The sequence below is a fragment of the Sphingobacterium faecium genome (genome assembly GCF_003054045.1).
In the GTDB taxonomy this organism is placed as follows: domain Bacteria; phylum Bacteroidota; class Bacteroidia; order Sphingobacteriales; family Sphingobacteriaceae; genus Sphingobacterium; species Sphingobacterium faecium.
Genome location: NZ_QBKH01000006.1, coordinates 174065 through 196908 on the forward strand (window position 1 = coordinate 174065; position 22844 = coordinate 196908).

The following is a 22844-nucleotide window of genomic DNA, read 5'->3' on the forward strand; positions in this document are numbered from 1 at the left end:
CAACAGTTTGCATTTTTATGCAATGGTGTTGCAGATTTTAGCTTTATCTGAGATCCTGAATACTTTCAGATATAAACGATCAAATCGGAGTATCATCGCTATACGCATTCTTGGATTGGCGTGATGTGTAGGAAGATGATTCTACGTAATGTTTTGTTAGTTAGTGTTTTGTGTTTATTTTTTGATTTTAAAATATTTTTTATATTTATTTAAAATAAGTCTAAATAGAATGAAAAAAAGATTGTAAGTTTGCATCCAAAATAAAATTAATCTATTTATCATATACTATGAAAAAGTCATTTCTCGGCTTGGTACTAAGCTTAGGATTAGTCGGGGGGATACAATTAGAAGGAATTGCACAGCACAGTGGAATTCATGGAAAACTAAAAAATAAATCTGGTAATCCAATTGAGGCTGCGACGATCATTGTTAAAGAATTAGGGAAATCGACAGCAACTGATCGTAATGGATCCTTTTCGTTTTCTTCATTGCCCGATGGTACTTATACCATCATCGTTAAAAGCTTGGGTAATGTCATTGACGAAGAGCGTATACAAGTTGTCAATGGGGTTTCGCAACAGATCAATTTGGTCGGGCAGAGCAGCGATTCCAAATTGGATATCGTGGATATTCGTGGATACAATTCACATAATAATCAGACAGTCAGTGTTGGGAAAGCTGGAATTGCTGATAAAGATCTGCCACAGAGTGTTCAAATTATAAATGAGCAAGTAATCAGAGACCAACAAGTGAATCGATTAAGTGATGCCTTAAAGAACGCAAACGGAATCGCTATGGGGGCAAATAGGGGCGGTGTTAACGAAAATTTCTATGCACGTGGTTATAGTCTTGGAGCAAATAATATCTTCAAAAATGGCGCGCGTACTAATAATGGTGGTTCTATAGAGGCTAGTACTTTGGAGTCTGTCGAGATATTAAAAGGAAGTGCTGCGTTATTATATGGAGGTGTAACGGGTGGTGCTGTTGTCAATTTAGTAACCAAAAAGCCAAAATTTGAGTATGGTGGAGAAGCTTCGGTTCGTGTTGGTAGTTATGATTTTTATAAACCAACGGTTGATGTCTATGGACCTCTTTCTGATCAATTAGCTTTCAGAGTGATCAGTACTTATGAAAAATCAGGAAGCTTCAGGGATCATGTAAATTCTAAAAGGTTGTATGTCAATCCTTCTATTTTATATAAGATCAATGACCGTACGGATATCAACTTTATGTTTGATTACCTAAAAAGCGATTACACACCAGATTTTGGTATTGGATCCGTGGATGGCAAACTAAATAAAGATGTCGGTCGTCATACTTTTTTAAATACACTTTGGGCATATAACAAAACAAATACGACAAATGGTCAGATTAATTTGAATCATCAGTTTAATGATAATTGGAAGTTAAATGCTATTGCTAGCTACCAAAGCTATGGCCGTGATTACTATGGATCTGATCGGATCCAAGCTGCTGCCAATGGTATTGCCCCGCGTAATTTAACGCGTTCAAAATCGGATGAACTGACGTTCAATCAGCAATTGAATTTAACTGGTACAGTAAAAACGGGATCTATCAAGCACAAGATTTTGGTGGGAGCTGATGCTGATCAATCGAACACGAAGGCTTATGCATATCGTATTGATAATACTTTAAATATCAAGACAGTCACGTACGATCAAAAAGGATTGCCCATCATCATGCCAGGATCTGTTTACGATAATATAAATGTTTTTGATCCGGTATCAACAGTATATACTTATATTCCTAGTCATTTTGAAAATAATCTAGCAAATCCTAAAGTTACAGTTCCTGCAGTGATGCAGACTGGGGTTAGAACAGATATGCCAGGAGCAGAATATTTAACCAGAACAACGACTAATATCTACCGTTATGGTGTGTTTTTACAAGATCTGATTGAGGTTACAGACAAATTTAAGGTACTTGCGGGTTTACGATATACATATCAAAGAACGCCTTATGCTGAAAAATATACCTATGCTACTGATGTAACTGAAGATGTTAAAAATTTGGATGCTAACCAAAAGGAATTGGGCGCAAAAGTTGATCAAGCTTGGTCTCCAAAATTTGGATTGATCTTCCAACCCATCCCAACATCAAGTATCTACGTTACTTATGCGAATAACTTTACATCTAATGCGGGTTATGATGTCGACTACAAACCAATGGGTCCTTCGACTATAGATCAGTATGAGGCAGGTATTAAGAATGATTTTTTCAACGGACGATTGACGGCAAATGCTTCGGTATACCGCATTAATAACAACAGATTTGCACAGCAATTGCTCGTTAAACCTGATGGAACGGATAATGGTGATACAAACATGAAAGAGTTTTCTGGCAAAACGGCTTCGGACGGTGTTGAGCTTGATGTAACGGGTTCTATTTTACCGGGCTTAGACATCTTAGCAGGATATTCTTATAACTATATGCGTTATACAGAAACGAGTCCTATCACCGAAATTACTACGGTTGTCAATGGCACTCCGAAGGTTACAGAGGTTTCTGGTAATCAGGAAGATGTTCGTTTAGTCGGTACTACAGCACATACTGCAAATGGAACAATCTTCTATACTTTGCAAAATGGCGGTGCTAAAGGATTAAAATTGGGCGTATCGGCATTTTATACAGGAAGAAGAAATGCAGGCTGGAATAATACCAAGATCAATGTGAGAGATGGTCTTGACCGTCTGATTACTGTCAGTCCTTTTACAACCGTAGATATCTCTGCTGGATATACGTTTAAAAAATGGACTATTCTAGCTAAAATGTCTAACATCAATAATGCGTTTAATTATTATATTCATGAAAATTATAGTGTGAATCCAATTCCTCCTAGAAGTTTTATGACCACATTGACTTATAAGTTTTAAGGAATTTGTTGAGTGAACTTTATGTAAAAAGGGTCTAACTTTTTGGGCGCATTGCCATTAGACCCTTTTTACATTTTTGTTACGATGCTGAGCTGATCGTACAATTTTCTTTTAGAGCTGGATGCGCGAGCAACTATTTCTTGCTGAAATGACCTGTTGTTCTAAAGTTTACTGATTTTATCCAGTATATCTACCAGTCGATTTGAATAACCAAATTCATTATCGTACCATCCCACAACTTTAACCAGTCCGCCTACGATAGAAGTTAGTTCTGAATCAAAGACACAGGAATATGGATTATTGATAATATCCACAGAGACTATCGGATCTTCTGTATAGTATAATACATTCTTTAATTCACCTTCTGCCGCTTCTTTAAATTTCGCATTGATTTCTGCTACTGTAGGTTGATGTATCAACGTACAAGTGAAATCTGTCAGCGAACCATTTAACACCGGAACACGGATACCTGCCCCCCCCAATTTACCCTCTAGATGAGTGAAAACATTGGTGATTGCTTTAGCTGCACCTGTAGTGGTTGGAATAATAGATGATGAGGCGGCACGGGCTCGACGAAGGTCGCGATGTGGAGCATCATGCAGATTTTGATCACCTGTCATCGAATGCACCGTCGTGATATAACCGTCTTTTATACCCCAGTTTTCATCTAATATTTTCACTAATGGCGCAACATTGTTTGTCGTGCATGAAGCGTTAGAGAGTATAGGTACATTTAAGTCAAATTCCTTATCATTGATACCCAATACAATTGTTGGTACATCTTTATCAGAAGAGGGGGCTGATATGATTACTTTCTTGGCACCAGCCAGCACATGTAAATTTGCTTTTTCTCTACTGGTAAAATGACCTGTTGATTCTATGACCACATCTATATCTAATGCCTTCCAAGGAAGGTTTTCTGGATTTTTTTCATTAGTCACTAAAATCCGTTGATCATTGATAATGAGGTGATGCTCATCAAAATCAACTGTACCAAAGAATGGACCATGAACAGAATCATACTTAAATAGGTGTGCCAATGTCTTGGTGTCGGTTAGGTCATTGATCGCAATAACCTGCAAATGATCGGCACCCCTAAGTAAAATATTGCGTAGTGTATTCCTTCCAATACGTCCAAACCCATTTATAGCAATATGCATGACTAATTACTATTTATGAAATTCAGCGATTGCTTCATTTACATTTTTGTCCCCTTCCCATTGCGCTTTCAACTGGCCATCTGCACCATATACATAATTAGCTGGAAACTGCTCTGGAACGTGTATTTTTTGAATAAATTCTTGATTTTTATCTACTAAAATTTCAACGTTTTCCATTTTGGATAGTTTAGGAGCAAAATTGTCAAAAAATCCTAATACCAATGCTGGATCATTCATAGAAACGTAATAAATGTTGATGTCTTTAAGTCTCTCTCTATTTTTTTCTAATTCAGTAGCTTCTTGTTGGCAGTGGCTGCATCCAGGATCAAATAAGATAAATACAGTGTTTTTATCTTTTGAAACATCTGATTTTGTGACTTTAATTCCGGATTTTAATTGATAGAAAGTGAAATCTGGAAGCATTTTAGCAGCTTCTTTTGCCACGGCAGTAGGAGCAGCTGCATGAGCACTGTGATCATGTGCACTATGGTCGTGACCATCATGCTCATCATGAGCTTCTGTTTTTTGTGCTTCTTGTGTCTTATTATTTGAATTGCAGGAGAAAAGCATGGATGCTGTAAAAATTCCTGTTATGCCTAATATTAATTTTTTATTCATGGTAATGGTATCAATTATCTATCAAAACTATAAAAAATATTGAATTTAAACTTTAAAAATGCTCATAATGACATTGCACTGTATATTTGACTTGGTCAGGTAATGATATTTTGATCCTGATCATAATTTGTAAATGATGTGGACTCAATGATTTCTGGTTTTCCTTTGCCATATTCGTTGTTATACACTTTAAGCAATACGCGAACGGAAGAAATAATTAATGGACCAAATATAAGTCCTAACATCCCAAATAGGTTTAATCCTAATAAAACACCAAATACGGTAATCAATGGTGGTACATCGCCTAGTTTTCTTAAGATCGTGAATCGGAGGACATTATCGATGCCGCCAATTAATATAAATCCATACAAAGCAAGTCCAATAGCATTGCCCGTGGATCCTATGGCAAGTAGGTAAATCGCTGTGGGCACATATACGGTCATCGTTCCCAATACAGGTATAATGGTGGAAATTGCTGTAATGATACCTAATAAAATAGGGCTGTCTACGCCAAAGATCCAATAACCAATACCCGCTACGATACCCTGACATATTCCTAAAATCGGAATCCCGATCGCATTTGAACGAACCATCATACTGATTTCATTCCACAATTCATTTTTACTCTGTTGTGAAAATGGGATCGCATGCCCGATTGTTGATTCCATCTCTTTACTATAATATTGCATGAAATAAAGTACAAATAATGCAACAATGATATTGACAACTGTTTCTGCAACAGAATTCAGTACATTAGGTATATATTTCGCTAATCTTTGCAGTGAATTGAGAATGGCTTCATCTGATAAATCTATGTTTTTTAAGACGGGCTTGTTGTGCATATAATCTTTTACAGAATCAAATTTGGAAAGAATATCTTTTTGATTGACGATGAGTTGTTCCAATTGTGGCATCAGATAATTGATCAATCCCCAAAGTGGGAATACGATAAAGATGACCGAGAGACTGATCAGGAAAATGCTGGCTACGGATTTGTTCCATCTTTTTTTCTCTGTAAGGGTATGGTAGATATTTCTGAATAAAATGTAAAGTGTTATTGCTCCTAAAAAGCCTGGTAAATAATAGGATAAATTGGTGAAAATTAATATACAGATCAATAGAATGATCGTTATCAACATGATCTGGTTAATCGAATTGTTGTTTATTTGTTTGTACTTCATGGTCGGCTCCTCAGAATAAGTAAATACTAAGCACTTGATTTGCTAAAATAAGATAAATTTGTTTTACCTAATAGCATTATAATATAAAACAAATTTATCGATATCTCTGATACCTTCAAGAATTATTTTATAGTGGAAATATATTAAATATTGCTGATAATTTTTTGGAGAGGAATAAAAAAAAGCTAGCTTTAAAGTGAGCTAGCTTAAATAAATCAAACTTCGTAAAGCTCCAGAGGTAACCCATCTGGATCTTGAAAAAAGGTGAATTTTTTATTGGTCAATTCGTCAATCCGAATGGGTTCGACAACAATGCGCAATTGTTCCAAATATTGTACTTCTTTAGCAATATCCGATACCGCAAAAGCGAGGTGTCTTAAACCAATAGCTTCGGGTTTAGAGACTCTTTTAGGTGGGTCGGGGAATGAGAACAATTCAATAATATAGTTTCCATTCAATGCCAAATCTAATTTGTATGAATCTCGGTTCTCCCGATATATTTCCTGAATAATTGTCAAACCCAATAGTTCTGTATAGAATTGTTTAGACCGTTCATAATCGCTACAGATAATTGCGATATGATGTACTTGCTGTAAATTTAGTGGCATATCAGGTTATTTAGCACGTTCGTATTGTGATGGCCAATCGATAGGATCCCCTAATACTTCTGCAAAATGAAATGGAAGATGTGGGTCTTTCAGAAAAGCGCGGGCGATCATGATGATATCTGCTTTATTATCTTGTAAAATCTGTTCAGCATGAACAGCTTCTTTTATAAGCCCAACGGTGGCTGTAGTGATGCCAGTTTCTTTTTTTATTGCTGCGGCAAAGGGAAGTTGATAATCTTGTTGAGGATTTATTTTTTGATATACAACTGCCCCTCCTGTAGAGACATCTATCACTTCGACACCGCGTTTTTTTAATTCCTCTGCCAGGGCAATAGATTGCCCCAGATCCCAACCATCGTCAGCCCAATCGGTAGCAGAGATTCTGACCCATAGTGATTGTGTAGTGAGTTCTTGTTGTATTGCATCAACAATCTCCAATAAAAATAATATTCTATTTTGAAATGAACCACCATATTGATCCGTTCTGATATTGGAAAGCGGTGATAAGAATTGATGGATGAGATAACCATGTGCTGCATGAATCTCGATAATATCGTAACCTGCCTGAACAGCTCTTCGAGCAGCGATTTTAAAGTCGGCAATTGTCTCTTTAATTTCTTCAATCGACAGCGGTAGGGGAGCAACCTCTTTTTCTGGCCTAAATGCCAGTGCTGAAGGTGCAACTGTTTGCCATCCATTTTCTGCTTGAGGAGCGATCTGATAATGATTTTCCCAAGGTTTTCCCGTACTAGCCTTACGTCCTGCATGTGCTAATTGAATCCCTGGAATGGCATGATGTTCCTTAATAAATGTCGTGATTTCTTTAAATTTTTCGATGTGTTCATCTTTCCAAATACCCAAATCTCCAGCGCTGATTCTCCCTTCTGGAACTACAGCTGTCGCTTCTTGGATGATTGCAGCAGCACCTCCTGTCGCGAATTGCCCTAGGTGCACCAGGTGCCAATTGTTGGCAAAACCATCAAGGGCAGAATATTGGCACATGGGAGAAACCACGAGTCTGTTTTTGAGCGTGATATGTTTGAGGTTTAGTTTTGAAAATAAAATACTCATATAATAAAGAAATTAAAAATGAAATAAAAAAGGAGCAAGAGCTCCTTTTAATTTTATGATGGATTTGTGGACCATAAAGATGCAGATTTTAACATGGCTCTTCTTGGTAATTTCAAATTTGCAATAATTAATTCTGCAAAATCTTCTGGTTGTAATACCGATTCCGGATTTCCGTCTGTCAAACCTAATTCTTTGGACATATCCGATGCAATGGTGCTTGGCATCAAGGTACATACACGAATGTTATGTTTGCGAACTTCACGCATAAGTGAATCTGCCATGCCAATAACTGCAAATTTCGAAGCACTATAGGCTGAGGTTGTAGCTGCACCATTCAATCCTGCAGTAGAAGAAACAAAGATAATATCACCTTCATTTTTTTCGATCAACTGTGGAAGTATAGCCTTCGTTACATAATAACTGCCCAGTACATTGGTCTGGATAATACTCGTCCACATATCAGCATCCATATCCAATAACGAACCAAATGATGCAATACCAGCATTGTTAATGACGATATCAAACTTGCCAAATGAATGGTTTAATTGTTCAATACCTTGTTGTACAGAGGTTAGATCTGAGATATCAAAAACAGCATATGTAGCCGTCACACCCAAATCTTGTAATTCTTTAACGGTCAATTTTAATTGCTCTTCACGACGCCCTGTAATGGCGACATGTACGCCTTCTTTTGCCAACGCAATAGCAGTTGCTTTTCCTAATCCACGCGCGCCACCTGTTACTAATGCTTTTTTACCAGCTATATTTTCCATATTTTAAAGTTAGCTATTCGAGTTAAGCTTAATGTCAATAGAATTTAAAATTTTACAAATTGTCCTCTAAAATATGTGCAATGATGGGATAGGTATTTTGCCTCACTTGCTTTAAGTTTCTTCCATCGAGCCATTCAGCTTGGGTGATATCTTCTTCAAGTTGTGGTACGAGCTTAGGGACTTTATTGACCCCCATTTCATACCAGTTGGTTTGTTTCAATACAAATTCACCATTTCTGAGATAATAGGTATGGTACGAGGTCTGTATTTTTTTTCCGAGATAGTCTATCTTTAATCCACACTCTTCTTCGACTTCCCTTACTGCAGCTTCTCTCATCTTTTCATGGCTTTCAACTTTACCTTTTGGAAGGTCCCATTTGCCTAATCGAAAAATGAATAAATAGTCTCCTTCGCCATTTTTAACTAAGCCACCTGCAGCTTTTATAATTTTATGCTTTTCTTTTAATTTCTGAAAAACCGATTCACAATCTTTGTGTATATATATAAATGATCTAGGAATGTCATTTTGTTCAGATAATTTAAAAAGTTTTTCAAGTTCAATATCTTGAACATCAATAGTTTGAGGGTTTTTAACGCCCGTAGGAACAAAATCTGCCAAAATTAGCACAGATTGGTTCATATAAATTTTATAAATTTGCGACATGAATAATTTAAATGAGGTTGAACAAAAAGTTGCTGAATCCTTATTGCAAATTAAAGCAATAAAATTGCAACCTAAAAACCCTTTTACTTGGGCATCGGGTTGGAAGTCTCCAATTTATTGTGATAATCGTATTACTTTATCGTATCCAGCAATCCGTACGTATATTCGTCAGAAGCTTTCAAAGTTGATTCAAGAAGAATTTGGATCTGTGGATATGATTTCTGGTGTAGCTACTGCAGGTATCCCACAAGGTGTTTTAGTTGCTCAAGATTTGGGCCTACCATTTTCTTATGTGAGAAGTAGTGCTAAAGATCACGGTCGTCAAAATATGATTGAAGGTGAGGTTGTTAGCGGTCAGCGCGTTGTTGTTGTTGAAGATTTAGTTTCTACAGGTAAAAGTAGTTTAGTTGCTGTAAAAGCTTTACGCGAAGCGGGATGTAATGTAGTAGGTCTAGTCTCTATATTTACGTACGGTCTTGATGAAGCTACGAAGAATTTTGCGGATGCAAAATGTACTTTTCATAGCCTTTGTGATTATAATTCACTTATTCAAGTGGCAGCAGAAAATGGTTTTATTTTTGAAGAGGATGTGGAGCTATTGAAAGATTGGAGAAAAAATCCATCGACTTGGTCACCGACAGTTTAATAAATAAAGGATATTTTTATGACAACGATTCAGAATAATGTAACGATTGAAAAGTCAGTTCAAGAGGTTTTCGCTTTTTTAACGGACTTAAATAATCATGAGCAATTGATGCCTGAAAACATTTATAATTGGTCTTCGACTGCTGATGAAGCACGGTTTACAATCCAAAATATGGCTAAATTAGCTTTGAAAGTAGAGGAACGTATCGTAGATCAAGAAATAAAATTAGTACCAGCAGAAAAAGCTCCTTTTGATGTTACATTAAAGTGGACTTTGTCAGCAGTAGCAGCTGATGTAACAATAGCAACCTTTACTATTGATGCTGATCTGAATATGATGATGAAAATGATCGCTTCGGGTCCATTGCAAAAATTAGCTGATTTTCAAGTGAATAAATTGAAAGAGATTTTAGGATAATCTATCCCTATGTTATCCTGTAAATTTTCAGTCTATAAAGAAATGTCTTCCAAATTGGAAGACATTTTCATTTTATAGCGATATGATACGTTATGCAAGTCTTTCGTGTACTATTTTCCAATTCACTACATTCCACCAGTTTTTGATATAGTCGGCTCTCTTATTTTGATAGTGTAGGTAATAGGCATGCTCCCAAACATCAAGTGCCAAAACTGGAATTCCTCTTTGATCTACGACATCCATCAACGGATTGTCTTGATTTGCGGTAGAGGTGATCTTTAACTTACCCGATTCGTCTAAGATCAACCATGCCCATCCAGAACCAAATCTAGAAGTTGCAGCTGCTGCAAATTCTGATTTAAATTTTTCCATGCTTCCGAAAGATGCAGTAATCAGTTGCATTGTTTTCTCAGAAGGTCCTGTTTGCTTAGCAGATAAATTTTCCCAGAAGAAATTGTGGTTCCATGCTCCCCCAGCATTATTTCGAGCCTTAGCAGAATATTTAGAAATATTTGCTAATAATTGTTCTTCTGATGATTCTGAAATATTTTCGGCAACAATGGCTTCATTGATCGCTTTGATATATGCAGCATGATGCTTCGTATAATGGATTTCCATAGTGAGTGCATCAATATTTGGCTCCAGATCGGAATACGTGTACGGTAATTTGATTTGACTAAAAGAAAGAGGAGCGGCTAGATGACGAGCAGGTTCAGCTTGCGCTAAATTTGTTAAAACACTGCTCGATACAGCAACAGCCAATGTTGCCTTAGCGGTGTTGTGAAGGAAATTTCTACGTGTTTGCATTCTTTTATTATTAAGTTAATAGTAGTAATATAACGTGTTTTTTTAGTTTTATTATTCTTTATTGCGGGAAATTTTGAAATAGAACATGAATGTTACTAAACCATGACTTTTTGATTCTATATCAAATGTAAATATAGTTGTAATTCACCTTTTATGTTAATAAAATTAAATTTTAAAATAATTAATGGCGCGGTATTAATTTTTATTATCAACTTGTTGAGATAGGCTTTTTTATGGTAAGGCCTAAAGTTCTGGTCAAAATACCAAGATATGTCGCGATATTTACTTTTGATCGCACAATTTTATATCTATGTTGCAGTTGCGAAAGCGATCAGCATATTTTTTAAAAATGCAGGTTAAATAATGTCTGTACCGATCTATGCACATCATGGTTTAGTGGACGGTTGCCCTGTTAGGATTTCGTGGCTAGATTTTAGCAGATTATGAATTGATGTTAAAAGATTTTACTTCAGATACTAGCTTGTTATCTCGATGATATCGCTATTTTAATTCGTGAAATTATCGTTATTAGAAAGGGCATTATGTTATTGAAAGGTAACAACGAACTTTTGTATGATATTAGTATTGCTTAGTTTTTAACTTGTCCCATAATAAAAACAATGCGAATCCAATGATCGACGGGACTACCCACCATAACTCATATCCTGCAAACGGGACTGATCGTAGCATTTTTTCTGCTCCTCGTATATGGATATCAAATCCTGCTAAAAGATAAATTGTAGAAAATAGTGTAGTCCCTGCTAGAGCTCCTATGTACGGTAATCTGGACTTTATAAAACGACCAAAAATCAGCACATAGAGTACAAGGGTAATGACGATCGGATAGATGAAAGCTAAAAAAGGATACGCAATTTGAATAATATATTCGACTCCAGTAATCGCAAGTACTGCTGAAAAAAGACAACAAATGATGACAATCCACTCGTAAGTAATTCTATTATTAAACAGTTGACTGAAAAATGTGCCTACGGCGCAAGTCAATGCAATTGCAGTGGTTAAACAGGCTAATGCTATACTGATCGAAATCGCTAATACGCCATAACTACCAAATATTTTGTGTGAAATAAATAGCAGTAATTCGGCACGTTTCACATCAGTAGATACGGGGTAACCAGATTTAGCCCCTAAAAATACTAAACCACCGTATATCAATAGTAAACAAAAGGTTGCAAGACAACCCGCACTGGTGACAATTCTATTTTTATCTTTTAGTTTTTCATATCCTTTGGCTTTTGCAGCAGCGATAATGATACTACTAAAAATGACTGAAGCCAGTACATCTAATGTTTGATATCCTTCAATAAAACCGAGCTTAAAAGCTTGTATAGATTCCATTTGATGTGTAATGTCTGCTGATAAAGGGAACAAAGCCCCCATAATGATCATACCGATCAATAAAATCAAAAGTAAGGGTGTTAGAAAATTTCCAATGACATTGACGACTTTGGATGGGCGGATAGATAGGATAAAGGTAACCGTAAAAAATAAGATCGAACCCCAGATCGGTGATAGGTTAGGGAAGGCTGGGAGTAGACCGACCTCAAATGTGGTGGCAGCAGTTCTAGGAATAGCAATCAACGGCCCTATACCGAGCATGATGATGATACCCAATATAGTGGCTATATAAGGATGTGTTCTATTGCCTAAATCTTGGAATGATTCTCCAGAGTTGATGATGGATAATACGCCCAAAAGTGGAAGTAAAATACCCGTAAGACAAAATCCAATGATAGCCCAATCCCACTGATCAGCCGCATGGAGACCTATAAATGGAGGAAGGAGTAGATTTCCCGCTCCAAAAAACATGGCAAATAAGGCGAATCCCAGTGTGGTAATATCTTTGATTTGTTTCATTAGTTATCATGATCTTGTTTGTCATATCCCTTATTGATCCTGCACATATAGCAATAAGCTTATTTTGCAGATCGCTTATATTTTAAAAAGCAAGTTGGAATATGAATTGAATTATTAATTGGCAAATATAATAGACTTTCTAATTAAACCGTTATCAACACATATAGGGTGGGGCAAAAAACACCAAAGCATCTTGATTTTCATCAAAATGCTTTGGTGTTTTTATTGAAAATAGATTTTTAGGTCTACTTTGCAAAATGTTTTACTTTTAGTGTGTAAGTGGCTTCACCATTTAAAGCGACAACTGACTCGGCATTGAAGATAATTACTTCTTCCGCATCTTTAGATAGGGTTGTTCCTTTATACAAAATAATAAATCGATTTGCTGTAGGATAGACTGCATGATTGTTTTTAAAATCATAGATAATCCAAGTTGGTCCAGTTGCTGGTTGGCCAGCACTTGAAGCATCAATAGCTAATGATGGTGTTTCAGTAAAATTAAGCGTCTCAAGATCTGAGACTTTTATGGCATCAATTGTTTTACCAGCAAGGTCAAAATATCCAAATTTATAAGCTGTAGTGCTGGGTTTCAAGGTTGATCCGTACATTCCTGATAAATTGATCGTACTTGTTTTTTCTTCTGCTGCTATATTTTTGACTAAATCATAATAAAGCGTTGTTGATGGAGGTACTACAATTGTGCTTGTTTTAACTGTTGCTTTGCTATCTAAAAGAATTGCAGGATTGACATCATTATCATCGCTCTTGCAAGAGCTCAAATTGAATACTGTTATGGCAACAAATGCTAAGCTAGCGATGTTTTTCAGTTTAAATGTGAAATTCATGATTATATATAGTTTAAGATAAAACAGATTTAGAGTTAAATGTATTGGTAAATGCTGCGAATGTAGCCAAAGCTGCATCAATTGCTTGCTGATGATCTTCGTCAGCGACTTCTTGATTGATAATAGCTGTGAATTCAGCCCATTTGTCTTGCGATTTATCGCCGTAGCCATTGAAGAAGTTAAAACCTGTGGTAATTCCTCTATGTTGTAGCATCTTGACAATATGCGGACCGCCCATAATAGAACCTTCTAGTACATATAATGCGCCGATAGCTTGGTTTTTATTTTCAATATCTGGTGAAGCAACCTCTGGTAAATTGTCCAGTTTGCCGCCTAGATCTACAATATCTTTTTCTATGTGAGATGCATTTCTTCGTGTAGCAAAGTACGGAGCCAAGCTACTAGGTAGTGCTGCTTCAATATGTGCTTCAGCCGCTTTAAAGTAAGCGTAAAAATATTTTAATACATCTGCATAATCTAAGTTATTTTCAATTGCTTTCAATTTGAAAATCACATTTTTTTCTAATTCTTGGTGGCCGTTTTTAGTGGCTTCTTTGATTTTTAAGTTTAACATAATAAGTGTATTATTTAGTTTTTAAATTTTTTGAACCGTCTTCTTGAACGAAATACTTGAATGTGAAGTAAGGTGCAGGCCAATTTAGATCGGTTACTGCTGCTGGAGCTCCTTTATACATGCTGATCATCTGTAATTTAGCATAGTTGCCATTGCTTAAACGGATCACGTATGTTCTTCCTGGAGCTGTTTTTGCCAAATGCGAAACCATATCATAATTAAACCAGCCCTGAGAGTCTGAATCAAGAATCATACCGACGCCATTGATACTTTTTTGTTCAAAATCGGCATCACTGGGTGCTGTAGTGACTTGATCATAAGCTTGTTTGACTAAAATAATTTTGTGTTTAGATCCATTTCCAAATGCAGGGGTACTATTTACAGTACCATCATTGACATAAAGCGTGCTGTTGTACTGACCTGAAAATGCGATGTCCCAGTCTGTTTTACTAAAATTAGCATTTGAATCGGCCTTATTTTTTAACCAAGTCTGCTTTTTATCAGAGAAACGGAAAAGGAAAGTATGAAAGTCTCGAGTTTCTTTGGGATTTCCATTTCCCGCAGACCCATTGCCTACGTAGGCATCTACATCACCAGCCAAATCACTGATTACTGTACTCACACCATCGCTTAATTCTTCGTTTGGGTTTACATTTGATTTGCTGCAAGATGATAATAGTATTCCTATACAGATGTAATTTCCTATTTTAAATAATGTTTTCATAGCTATTTATTTAGTTATTCTATATGATATACCCATTAGTATAGTTCTACCGATTTGTCCTGGGATTAAATAGTTGACATAGTTTCCCAGGTTTTCTCCACTCAAACGAACAGTGAATGGTAGTTGATCAAATTTTTTCTCGATAGTCGCATTGTAAAGGATATGCTGATTGACAAATATATCGAACCGATCTATAAAATGATTTCCATTGGCATCGCCGAAAGCATATTTTCCTCTGAAATTAGCACGAGCATTCACAGTTAAGTTAAAGGGAGCTTTATAAATAACGCCTACATTGAACTGATGTCTTGATCTATTTTCCAAGCCCCAGTAGTCTTTGGGGGTAGGGGTATAGGAATTGCCTGTCTTTGCATCGTATAGGGTATTATATGGCCAATTGCCTTGTTTAATACTGTCGGCTATACTCATGTCTTTGGCGATTAGATATTGATATCCTGCATTGATCGTAATTTGTTCCATTGGTCTTGTTGAAAAGGAGACATCAAATCCTTTGTTGACAGATTGAGGGAGATTCTGATAGGAATATATCGCCATGTTCTGCATGCCTGTCGCAACTTGGATACTATTGATCTGATTTTTGAGTTGATGATGGAATACATTAACTTCCAGCGTGGTATTTGATAATGGTTTCCAAGTGAATCCTGCATTGATCGAAGTGTTACTCTCTGCCTGTAGGTTACGATCAAGTTGATTGATGATATAATTGCGTTTTTCAGAGATCTGTCCAGCTGCATCCATCTGATCGAGAGTATTACGGAGTACTTCGTTACCGATGACATAATAATTGGCGGCAGGATTATAAAAGACCTGATAGCGTGTTTTGAAGTCTGGTGCTTTAAATCCAGTCCCTATGCCCGTTTTAAAAGTAAGTTGAGGCAATAGTTGATACGTCACTCCAAAGCTAGGATTCAGTTTGCCTCCATAATTATCGGTTTGATCGTAGCGTAAGCCCATGACAATTGTGGTTTTTTTTCCGATTGTTTGATTGGCCTGAGTATATAAAAAGAAGTTTTTCTGATTTTTGTTATCAAAATTTTCGGCAACATCCATCGATTCAATAGACCCACCTAAGCCCATCGTTAAATTGAGCCCATTGTACTGATAAGCAAATTGTTGTTCTAGACGATGCACCATTTGCGTAAAATTGTCCGAAATTAGGCTAGCATCATTTTGTTCGGCAGTTACTTTATTGTCAGATTGATAATGAGAGAGGTAATATGTAGATAACGATTTCCAACGCTCATTCCAACGGCTATCGTAGAAGATTGAAGCATTGACATCTGTTTCTTTCTGTTGATCTAGCGTGCTGTAATCTTGTCCATAGGCACGTAGCATATCTGATTGACGATAGTTGTATCGGCCTGATGCTCCAATGAAATGTTGATCATCTTTCAACTGATGCCTGACCTTTCCTTGAATAGCAAAGGTCTGATAGGGTGGAATTGTTGTACCGCTAGACTGATAATTTTTGTTAGTATTATAGCCGTCTGTCCGATAGTAGTTGGTCGATAGTAAAGCTGTTCCTTTGTTTTTATTAAAAGAAGTTTCACCTTCTAAGGTCGCATCTAATATATTAAAACTCCCATAGTTTATATTGCCATGCAATTGAGGTGTCACTTTACCTAGGCGGGTAATGATGTTGATCGCACCACCCAAAGCATCACTTCCGTAAAGGCAAGAAGAAGCTCCTTTAATGATCTCTATTCGTTCGATATTTGTTACAGAAATACGAGATAAGTCAAAATTTCCCGAACTTCTGCCAAGCATGGGCTGTCCATCGATCAGGATCATCACATATTCGCTGGAGAATCCCTGAAGTTGAACGCCAACAGAGCGATTACCACCGGCAGTATTACTGACAATCGCGATACCCGTTTGTTCTTTTAACACTTCGTCTAAGCGTCGACTGCCCATCAGTTCAATTGCTTTTCTATCAATGATAGTCACAGGCATAGCCGAATTTTTTGGATCTATTAGTGATGGGCGATTTTGAATTTCTTGTGTCACTAAAGCCTCATTCAACAATTGATTGGATTTACGAAGCTGAAAGCGATGTATCTGTTTGTCTTTTGCTAGTAATTCTATAGAACCATGCAGAGTTTCATATCCAACTGCAGTTAATGCATATCTATAAATTCCTGCATACAGCTTTTTTATGAAGAAGGTGCCTTGATGATCTGATTTTGTGGAGGAATGATCAGGATCAAGTACAATGCTGACATCAGAAACTGGTTTTTGTTGTTCATCTACTACCAATCCCTGAAATTGCGCATTTTGTTGTGCGTATAGCGTGTTGCCTTTTCCGAAGAGAAAAAGAAAACTAAAAAGCAGCAAGAGATTGTGTATAGTCTTCAAAGTTATTTGTAATAATTCTAAATAATAATGCAAGTATCTCCATAAAATGCCAAAGTTTATTTATGCATTGTGTATTTTGATTTGTGCAAAGCGTATTAAATTTTGTGCTATCTGATATTATATTCCTGATTTAACGCGTGTGAATATTTATGTAAAAACATGATAAACAATGTTTTGAGTGTTTTTATGGAGGGCCTTGTCTGTTAGTGGAAGCGTATTACAAATGTAGCCCTTTATTTGTAATTAGTTTAAATAAGCTCATTTTTGTTTTCATCAATGAACAAATAATATGAAGAAAATTTTCAATAATCTCGCGCTTATCGTTGTTTTATGGTTTTGCTATTCAGTAACTATAGCACAAGTTAATCCACCTAAGAGAATAGTTTCCTTAAGTGGGAGCTTGACCGAAATTGTCGATGCACTGGGATTGGGAGCCAATCTGGTTGCTGTAGACGTGACCAGTGATTATCCAGGTTATGTGAAAGAAATCCCAAAGGTGAGTAAGAACAGATCAATTACTGCTGAAGGCATTGCCTCATTCAGACCTGACATCGTTTTGGGATTTGAAGGTGAAGTGAATGCTGCTGTATTAGCACAATTTAAAACATTAAATATTCCATGTATTTTATTTACACAGGATTTTTCTGAGGCAGGGTTGACTGGATTAGTTAGAAAGGTAGGGCAGTCCTTAAATGTATCTGCTAAAGCAACTCAAGTAGCGGAGCAATTGTCAAAAGATTTAAAGTCTGCTATCGCAAAAGCCAAATCGAGTAAAGCAACTAAAATGATGTTCGTGTATGCCCGTGGAGCTGGTGCAATGAGTGTATCGGGTTCTGGTACAGCTGTTGATGCGGTTATTAAGTTAGCGGGTGCCCAAAATGTGATGAAAGGCTTTACCGGATATAAGACTTATAATACGGAAGCATTAGTACAGGCAAATCCAGAAGTAATCTTGTTATTTGATTTTGGAATGTCCAGTTTAGGAGGAAAAGATGCTATACTCAAATTACCTGGGGTTAACTTAACCACAGCAGGTAAAAATAAAAGAGTAATTGCTATGGATGCCTCCTTGTTAAATGGTTTCAGTATGCGTTTACCACAGGCGATACAGCAGTTGCACGAAAAATTATTTGGGAAATAGTTGCTGTAATGAAAAATACCTTAATTTACACGCTACTCAGCATATTACTTATTGTCGTAGTCATATTTTCGTTAGGGATGGGATCGATATCGGTTTCCTTTTGGGATGTTTGTTCTATACTGTTACATAAGATAGGTCTTAAAGCATCATCAGGCATTGATGAGTTGACTGTCAATGTTTTGGAACAAATACGGTTACCTCGAATTCTGATGGGCATTGCAGTGGGTGCAGCCTTAGGGATCAGTGGTGCGGCTATTCAAGGTATATTTCGAAATCCATTGGCTGAACCGGGATTAATGGGGATTTCTTCTGGGGCTTCTTTTTTTGCAGCTTTGGTGATTTCTTTCGAAGGTTTACTGCTTCCTTTAATTTCAGCAAGCTTAGGATATTATGTTCTTGCTTTTGCTGCATTTTTAGGTGCTACATTAACGGTTCTTATTGTTTATCGTATTTCGATGAACAATGGAAAATCACATATCGCCACCATGCTACTCGCAGGAGTTGCCATGAATGCATTTGCTGGTGCGTTGACAGGATTAATGAGTTACTTAGCAACTGAACAACAATTACGCTCCATTACATTTTGGTCATTAGGGAGTTTAGCAGGAGCATCATGGGAAAACATTCAAGTGTTATATCCTTGTGTATTGATTTCTTTAATTGTTTTGCCTCTTTTTGCTAAACAATTAAATGTTTTTGCTTTAGGTGAATCTCAAGCCGAAATGATGGGGGTCAATACCAGCCGATTGAAAATTGTTGTTATTTTATTTTCAACTTTGGCTGTAGGGGCAGCAGTGGCATTTTCTGGCGTCATTAGTTTTGTTGGTTTATTAGTGCCACACGCAATCCGATTGATTGGTGGTGTTGATAATCGCTATGTGTTAATTGCGTCAAGTATTGCTGGCGCTTTGGTTTTGACTCTTGCTGATCTATTGTCGCGGTTGATCATACAACCATTGGAACTTCCGATTGGCGTTATTACAGCTTTATTGGGTACTCCCGTTTTCTTATTTATCCTGATTAGAGACAAGAATAAAATCTAATTTATGCTACAAGTACAATCACTATCATACGAAATTAAAGGACGTTCTATTTTAAGGGAGATTGATATTTCTATTCAAAAAGGAGAGTTTTATGCTATTGTGGGAGCAAATGGTGCAGGGAAAACATCTTTGCTGCGCATACTTGCATCAGATCTGAAACCTGCTAAAGGAGAGATATGGTTTAAAGGCAAGCCTTTGCGTTCTTATTCATTGAAGGAACTCGCTTATTCGAGAGCTTTCTTACACCAATCTAATAGTATGGCGATGGCCTTTACGGTGGAGGAAGTGGTTCGCATGGGACGCTATCATTTAAAAGCAGTTCAAAAGCAGCATGACCTAGCGATAATGGAGTGCATGCGTATTTGTGAGGTGGATCATCTTGCTGACCGAAAAATCCAACAATTATCGGGAGGAGAGCAGCAGCGTGTTCATTTTGCTAGGGTATTAGCGCAAGTTTGGGACCAGAAAGATGTGCTCCTTTTATTAGATGAGCCTGTCGCGAGTATGGATATCCAATTTCAACATCAAACCTTAGCGATTGCGAAGGCATTGACTGCTGTAGGCTTTAGTGTTGTTGCCATCCTACATGAATTGAATCTTGTCGCACAATATGCAGATCGTGTATTAATGCTTAAATCGGGACGGAAATGGTGGGAGGGAGCTCCTATTGAAGTGCTCAAGCCTGAAAATATATATGCTATATTTGGAGTGCAAACTAAAGTGAGTACTGATATGGCTACGCTGACACCGTCTGTACAAACTTGTACAGTGCATTATTCAGCAGCAAAATTTAATTCAAATTATAAACATGAATTGGCTATGGAATTGAAAGAAAAATACGAAAATTATAAAAAAGATCATCCTAAAGCAAGGATCTATGATTGTGCTAAAGCACTTGCTGTCAGTGAGGCACAGCTTCTACTGACACAGTTATCAGATGATGTAGTGTTGCTTAAGGACGATATGTGGGCTATTCTGCAAGAATTACCGCGTCTAGGTCATGTGATGGCTCTAACGCGCAATGATGCATGTGTGCATGAAAGAAAGGGTACTTATCCAGCAGCTGCCAACGAAGGTCATGTGGTGTTGTTTCATAATGATGATATTGACCTACGGGTTTTTATTCAAAATTGGGCATATGCATTTGCTGTAAAGGTCAAAGATCTATGGAGTATCCAGTTTTTTGATACTTCAGGTTTGGCAGTCCATAAAGTATATTTGACCAAGGACTCTAATCCGCTTGCTGTGTATGAAGAACTGGTCAATGCTTATCGTGCTGTAGATCAAACCTATTTTACAATCAACATTCCTGCAGTTTTGAGCGATATCTCCATTCCAGATTCGGAGATTGATATCGATAGTTTTCAATCCGATTGGTTGAATATGAAGGATAGTCATGAATTTTTCGGTATTCTGCGTAAATATAGCTTACAAAGAACTCAAGCACTGCGATTGGCACCAGCAGGTTTTGCAGAAGAAATGTCTAGTGATAGATTTTCCGAAATCTTAAATGAGGTTTCTGAACAGCAGGTTCCTGTGATGGTTTTTGTCAGTAACAAAGGTTGTATCCAAATTCATTCGGGGCTGATCTCTAGGCTTGTGACTATGGATAACTGGTTCAATGTGTTAGATCCACAATTTAATTTGCATCTTAATATGGATGCTATAGACCAAATATGGCTTGTACGGAAGCCATCAACAGATGGTGATGTACATGCAATGGAAGTGTATGATAAGCAAGGTAATTTGATCGTACAATTTTTTGGAAAGAGAAAACCTGGTGTACCTGAATTGGAATCATGGCGCTCACTACTACTGGCGCAAAAGGTATAAAGAATATAACTAACGGCTTATTTCTGAAGGAAGTAAGCCGTAATATTTTTTAAATGCGTGTGTAAAACTTGCCTGATGTTTGAAACCCACGATGGTGCTCACTTCATACATGTTTTTGTTTTCATTTAAAATCAAACGCTTTGCCTCTTCCATGCGGATACGCGTGATGTAATTGTAAATGGTCGTCCCGAAATGTTGTTTAAATCCATTTCGGAGTTTAAATTCATTCAATAACACTAATTTTGATAGTTGTTTGTGTGTCGGGGGATTAACAAAACTATTCCGAAGGATGCGTTGTGCCTCTTCCAGTTTTTGAACATCTTCGATCTTTAAAAGATCAGTTAGCTTATCACTGATGAAACTGAATTGCTCAAATTGAAGCATGATTAATTCCAATATACGTGCATTGACGAATATCTGTTTCAATTCATTCTTATTTGTCGTGGTACGAATACTATCAATGATACCCTTCATTTCTGTGGTGACAAAAAGGTCTTCTTCGACAATAGAGATTACTTTTCTTTCTTTCATTTTCTCTTTGAACTCTACATGCAGCGGAGTATGTATGCTGATCATATTCTGATAGAGCTCTGGTGTCATGATGACCATAAAATAGAGAAAATCCTGATTGGTCTGAATCGGGTGTTCTTCGTAAAGAGATGGAATATAACGGATGTTGTGTTTACTGAACGTAAACCCGTGTGCAGATTCTGATTTGCTCAGGATAAATTGACTCACTACAGCTTCTCCTTCTATCTCTGAAATGATATCAACCGGTGCCGAAACACGCATATCTGCACAGAGCACAAATAGACCTCTGCTGAGGATCTGATACGTACTGATATTGATCGGACTTTTATTGATTGCAATGTGCTTTTCGGATAAAATGGTATTGATAGAGCTTATTTCAGGAAGCTCTTCCCAAAATAGCCACTCATTATGTTGTTTTATCTTTGCCTTTATAATCATACCTAATCACAAATATACACTATTTATAATAAATCTAAATTAATTTATTGAAATGAGACCTTTAGATGACGAGCAATTATTCTATTTTAAAAAACAGGTTAATTGAAATGCAAGCAGATGTTTATGAATAAGATAATTAGCTTATAGTCTATGAATCTAAGTGTCATGTCGGGCAATAACTTGGTTAATCTACTCTATTTTAATATCTTTTAAATTAAAAAAATGTATATATTTGCCGCCATAGCCGAGAACCATTTTTAGAAATGAACGAACAGTATAAGCCAGGAACCCATCAATTATTAACACTACAGGTGAATGATGTTGATCTGTTAACCAATATGTCGAATTTTTTGGATTTTACAATACATCAAATAAATGATCATGGTTTGAAAATTGTTGGAATCTCATCTCATGAATTTGACAGTAAAGGGTTCACAGTAGCTATATGTTTGATGGAATCACATATCTGTATCCATACATGGCCTGAGTTTTCGCAGCTTACACTAGATATTTATTTATGTAATTATCTCAAGGATAATACGGATAAAGTACTTGAGCTTGGAGAGATTTTTAAGCATTATTTTGATGCTTTAGTATTGAATGAAACCATTGTTAACCGGTAGTT

The 22844-nt window shown here is 36.7% G+C and carries 21 protein-coding genes; 7 read left to right on the top strand and 14 right to left on the bottom strand.

Annotated elements, in window-relative coordinates:
• The first annotated feature begins 287 nt into the window (after nucleotides 1-287).
• Complete coding sequence (locus C8N37_RS17220; protein ID WP_108160071.1) at nucleotides 288-2894, top strand: TonB-dependent receptor; 2607 nt, start codon at nucleotides 288-290, stop codon at nucleotides 2892-2894.
• Nucleotides 2895-3055: 161 nt separating this feature from the next.
• On the opposite strand, the gene gap is transcribed toward C8N37_RS17220, so the two are convergent.
• The 7 genes from gap to C8N37_RS17255 form a co-directional block, all read right to left on the bottom strand.
• The gene (gene gap / locus C8N37_RS17225; protein ID WP_108160072.1) at nucleotides 3056-4054 is read right to left on the bottom strand and encodes a type I glyceraldehyde-3-phosphate dehydrogenase; all 999 of its coding nucleotides are present in this window, start codon (nucleotides 4052-4054) and stop codon (nucleotides 3056-3058) included.
• Nucleotides 4055-4063: 9 nt separating this feature from the next.
• Nucleotides 4064-4672 carry a redoxin domain-containing protein gene (locus tag C8N37_RS17230; RefSeq protein ID WP_108160073.1) on the bottom strand — a complete coding sequence of 203 codons (609 nt, stop codon included), beginning with the start codon at nucleotides 4670-4672 and terminating at the stop codon, nucleotides 4064-4066.
• A 95-nt stretch (nucleotides 4673-4767) separates the two neighbouring features.
• The gene (locus tag C8N37_RS17235; RefSeq protein WP_108160074.1) at nucleotides 4768-5853 is read right to left on the bottom strand and encodes an AI-2E family transporter; all 1086 of its coding nucleotides are present in this window, start codon (nucleotides 5851-5853) and stop codon (nucleotides 4768-4770) included.
• A gap of 215 nt (nucleotides 5854-6068) precedes the next feature.
• Nucleotides 6069-6461 (bottom strand): SMU1112c/YaeR family gloxylase I-like metalloprotein, encoded by a 393-nt coding sequence (gene gloA2 / locus C8N37_RS17240; protein ID WP_108160075.1) that lies wholly within the window; start codon nucleotides 6459-6461, stop codon nucleotides 6069-6071.
• Nucleotides 6462-6467: 6 nt separating this feature from the next.
• Nucleotides 6468-7532: an NADH:flavin oxidoreductase/NADH oxidase gene (locus C8N37_RS17245; RefSeq protein ID WP_108160076.1), complete on the bottom strand. Its 1065-nt coding sequence runs from the start codon at nucleotides 7530-7532 to the stop codon at nucleotides 6468-6470.
• 53 nt (nucleotides 7533-7585) lie between these two features.
• Nucleotides 7586-8305, bottom strand: coding sequence for a 3-ketoacyl-ACP reductase (locus C8N37_RS17250; RefSeq protein WP_108160077.1), 720 nt, complete (start codon nucleotides 8303-8305; stop codon nucleotides 7586-7588).
• A gap of 52 nt (nucleotides 8306-8357) precedes the next feature.
• Nucleotides 8358-8945 (bottom strand): NUDIX domain-containing protein, encoded by a 588-nt coding sequence (locus C8N37_RS17255; RefSeq protein ID WP_228115828.1) that lies wholly within the window; start codon nucleotides 8943-8945, stop codon nucleotides 8358-8360.
• A 22-nt stretch (nucleotides 8946-8967) separates the two neighbouring features.
• Here C8N37_RS17255 and pyrE point away from each other — a divergent pair, with 22 nt between their 5' ends.
• Both pyrE and C8N37_RS17265 read left to right on the top strand, forming a co-directional pair.
• Nucleotides 8968-9615: an orotate phosphoribosyltransferase gene (gene pyrE, locus C8N37_RS17260; protein ID WP_045752542.1), complete on the top strand. Its 648-nt coding sequence runs from the start codon at nucleotides 8968-8970 to the stop codon at nucleotides 9613-9615.
• A gap of 18 nt (nucleotides 9616-9633) precedes the next feature.
• Nucleotides 9634-10032: an SRPBCC family protein gene (locus C8N37_RS17265; protein ID WP_108160079.1), complete on the top strand. Its 399-nt coding sequence runs from the start codon at nucleotides 9634-9636 to the stop codon at nucleotides 10030-10032.
• 90 nt (nucleotides 10033-10122) lie between these two features.
• Here C8N37_RS17265 and C8N37_RS17270 read toward each other — a convergent pair whose 3' ends face one another.
• The 6 genes from C8N37_RS17270 to C8N37_RS17295 form a co-directional block, all read right to left on the bottom strand.
• Entirely contained in the window at nucleotides 10123-10839 is a 717-nt protein-coding gene (locus C8N37_RS17270; RefSeq protein WP_108160080.1) for a superoxide dismutase, read from the bottom strand.
• Between the two features lie 579 nt (nucleotides 10840-11418).
• Entirely contained in the window at nucleotides 11419-12714 is a 1296-nt protein-coding gene (brnQ, locus tag C8N37_RS17275; protein ID WP_108160081.1) for a branched-chain amino acid transport system II carrier protein, read from the bottom strand.
• A 245-nt stretch (nucleotides 12715-12959) separates the two neighbouring features.
• The gene (locus tag C8N37_RS17280) at nucleotides 12960-13559 is read right to left on the bottom strand and encodes a hypothetical protein (protein ID WP_108160082.1); all 600 of its coding nucleotides are present in this window, start codon (nucleotides 13557-13559) and stop codon (nucleotides 12960-12962) included.
• 13 nt (nucleotides 13560-13572) lie between these two features.
• The gene (locus tag C8N37_RS17285; protein WP_108160083.1) at nucleotides 13573-14133 is read right to left on the bottom strand and encodes a biliverdin-producing heme oxygenase; all 561 of its coding nucleotides are present in this window, start codon (nucleotides 14131-14133) and stop codon (nucleotides 13573-13575) included.
• A 10-nt stretch (nucleotides 14134-14143) separates the two neighbouring features.
• The gene (locus tag C8N37_RS17290; protein ID WP_108160084.1) at nucleotides 14144-14857 is read right to left on the bottom strand and encodes an HmuY family protein; all 714 of its coding nucleotides are present in this window, start codon (nucleotides 14855-14857) and stop codon (nucleotides 14144-14146) included.
• 6 nt (nucleotides 14858-14863) lie between these two features.
• Complete coding sequence (locus C8N37_RS17295; protein WP_244914456.1) at nucleotides 14864-17233, bottom strand: TonB-dependent receptor; 2370 nt, start codon at nucleotides 17231-17233, stop codon at nucleotides 14864-14866.
• Nucleotides 17234-17522: 289 nt separating this feature from the next.
• On the opposite strand from C8N37_RS17295, the gene C8N37_RS17300 reads away from it, so the two are divergent.
• Genes C8N37_RS17300 through C8N37_RS17310 form a run of 3 tightly spaced genes read left to right on the top strand, consistent with a single transcriptional unit; the run spans nucleotide 17523 to nucleotide 21250 of the window.
• Nucleotides 17523-18374 (top strand): heme/hemin ABC transporter substrate-binding protein, encoded by an 852-nt coding sequence (locus tag C8N37_RS17300; protein ID WP_108160085.1) that lies wholly within the window; start codon nucleotides 17523-17525, stop codon nucleotides 18372-18374.
• Between the two features lie 8 nt (nucleotides 18375-18382).
• Entirely contained in the window at nucleotides 18383-19417 is a 1035-nt protein-coding gene (locus tag C8N37_RS17305) for a FecCD family ABC transporter permease (protein ID WP_108160086.1), read from the top strand.
• Between the two features lie 3 nt (nucleotides 19418-19420).
• Entirely contained in the window at nucleotides 19421-21250 is a 1830-nt protein-coding gene (locus C8N37_RS17310; protein WP_108160087.1) for a heme ABC transporter ATP-binding protein, read from the top strand.
• A 9-nt stretch (nucleotides 21251-21259) separates the two neighbouring features.
• Here C8N37_RS17310 and C8N37_RS17315 read toward each other — a convergent pair whose 3' ends face one another.
• Nucleotides 21260-22219, bottom strand: coding sequence for a helix-turn-helix transcriptional regulator (locus tag C8N37_RS17315; protein ID WP_108160088.1), 960 nt, complete (start codon nucleotides 22217-22219; stop codon nucleotides 21260-21262).
• 263 nt (nucleotides 22220-22482) lie between these two features.
• Between C8N37_RS17315 and C8N37_RS17320 the strand changes: the two genes are divergently transcribed.
• Nucleotides 22483-22842 carry an S-adenosylmethionine decarboxylase family protein gene (locus tag C8N37_RS17320; RefSeq protein WP_108160089.1) on the top strand — a complete coding sequence of 120 codons (360 nt, stop codon included), beginning with the start codon at nucleotides 22483-22485 and terminating at the stop codon, nucleotides 22840-22842.
• Nucleotides 22843-22844 lie beyond the last annotated feature (2 nt).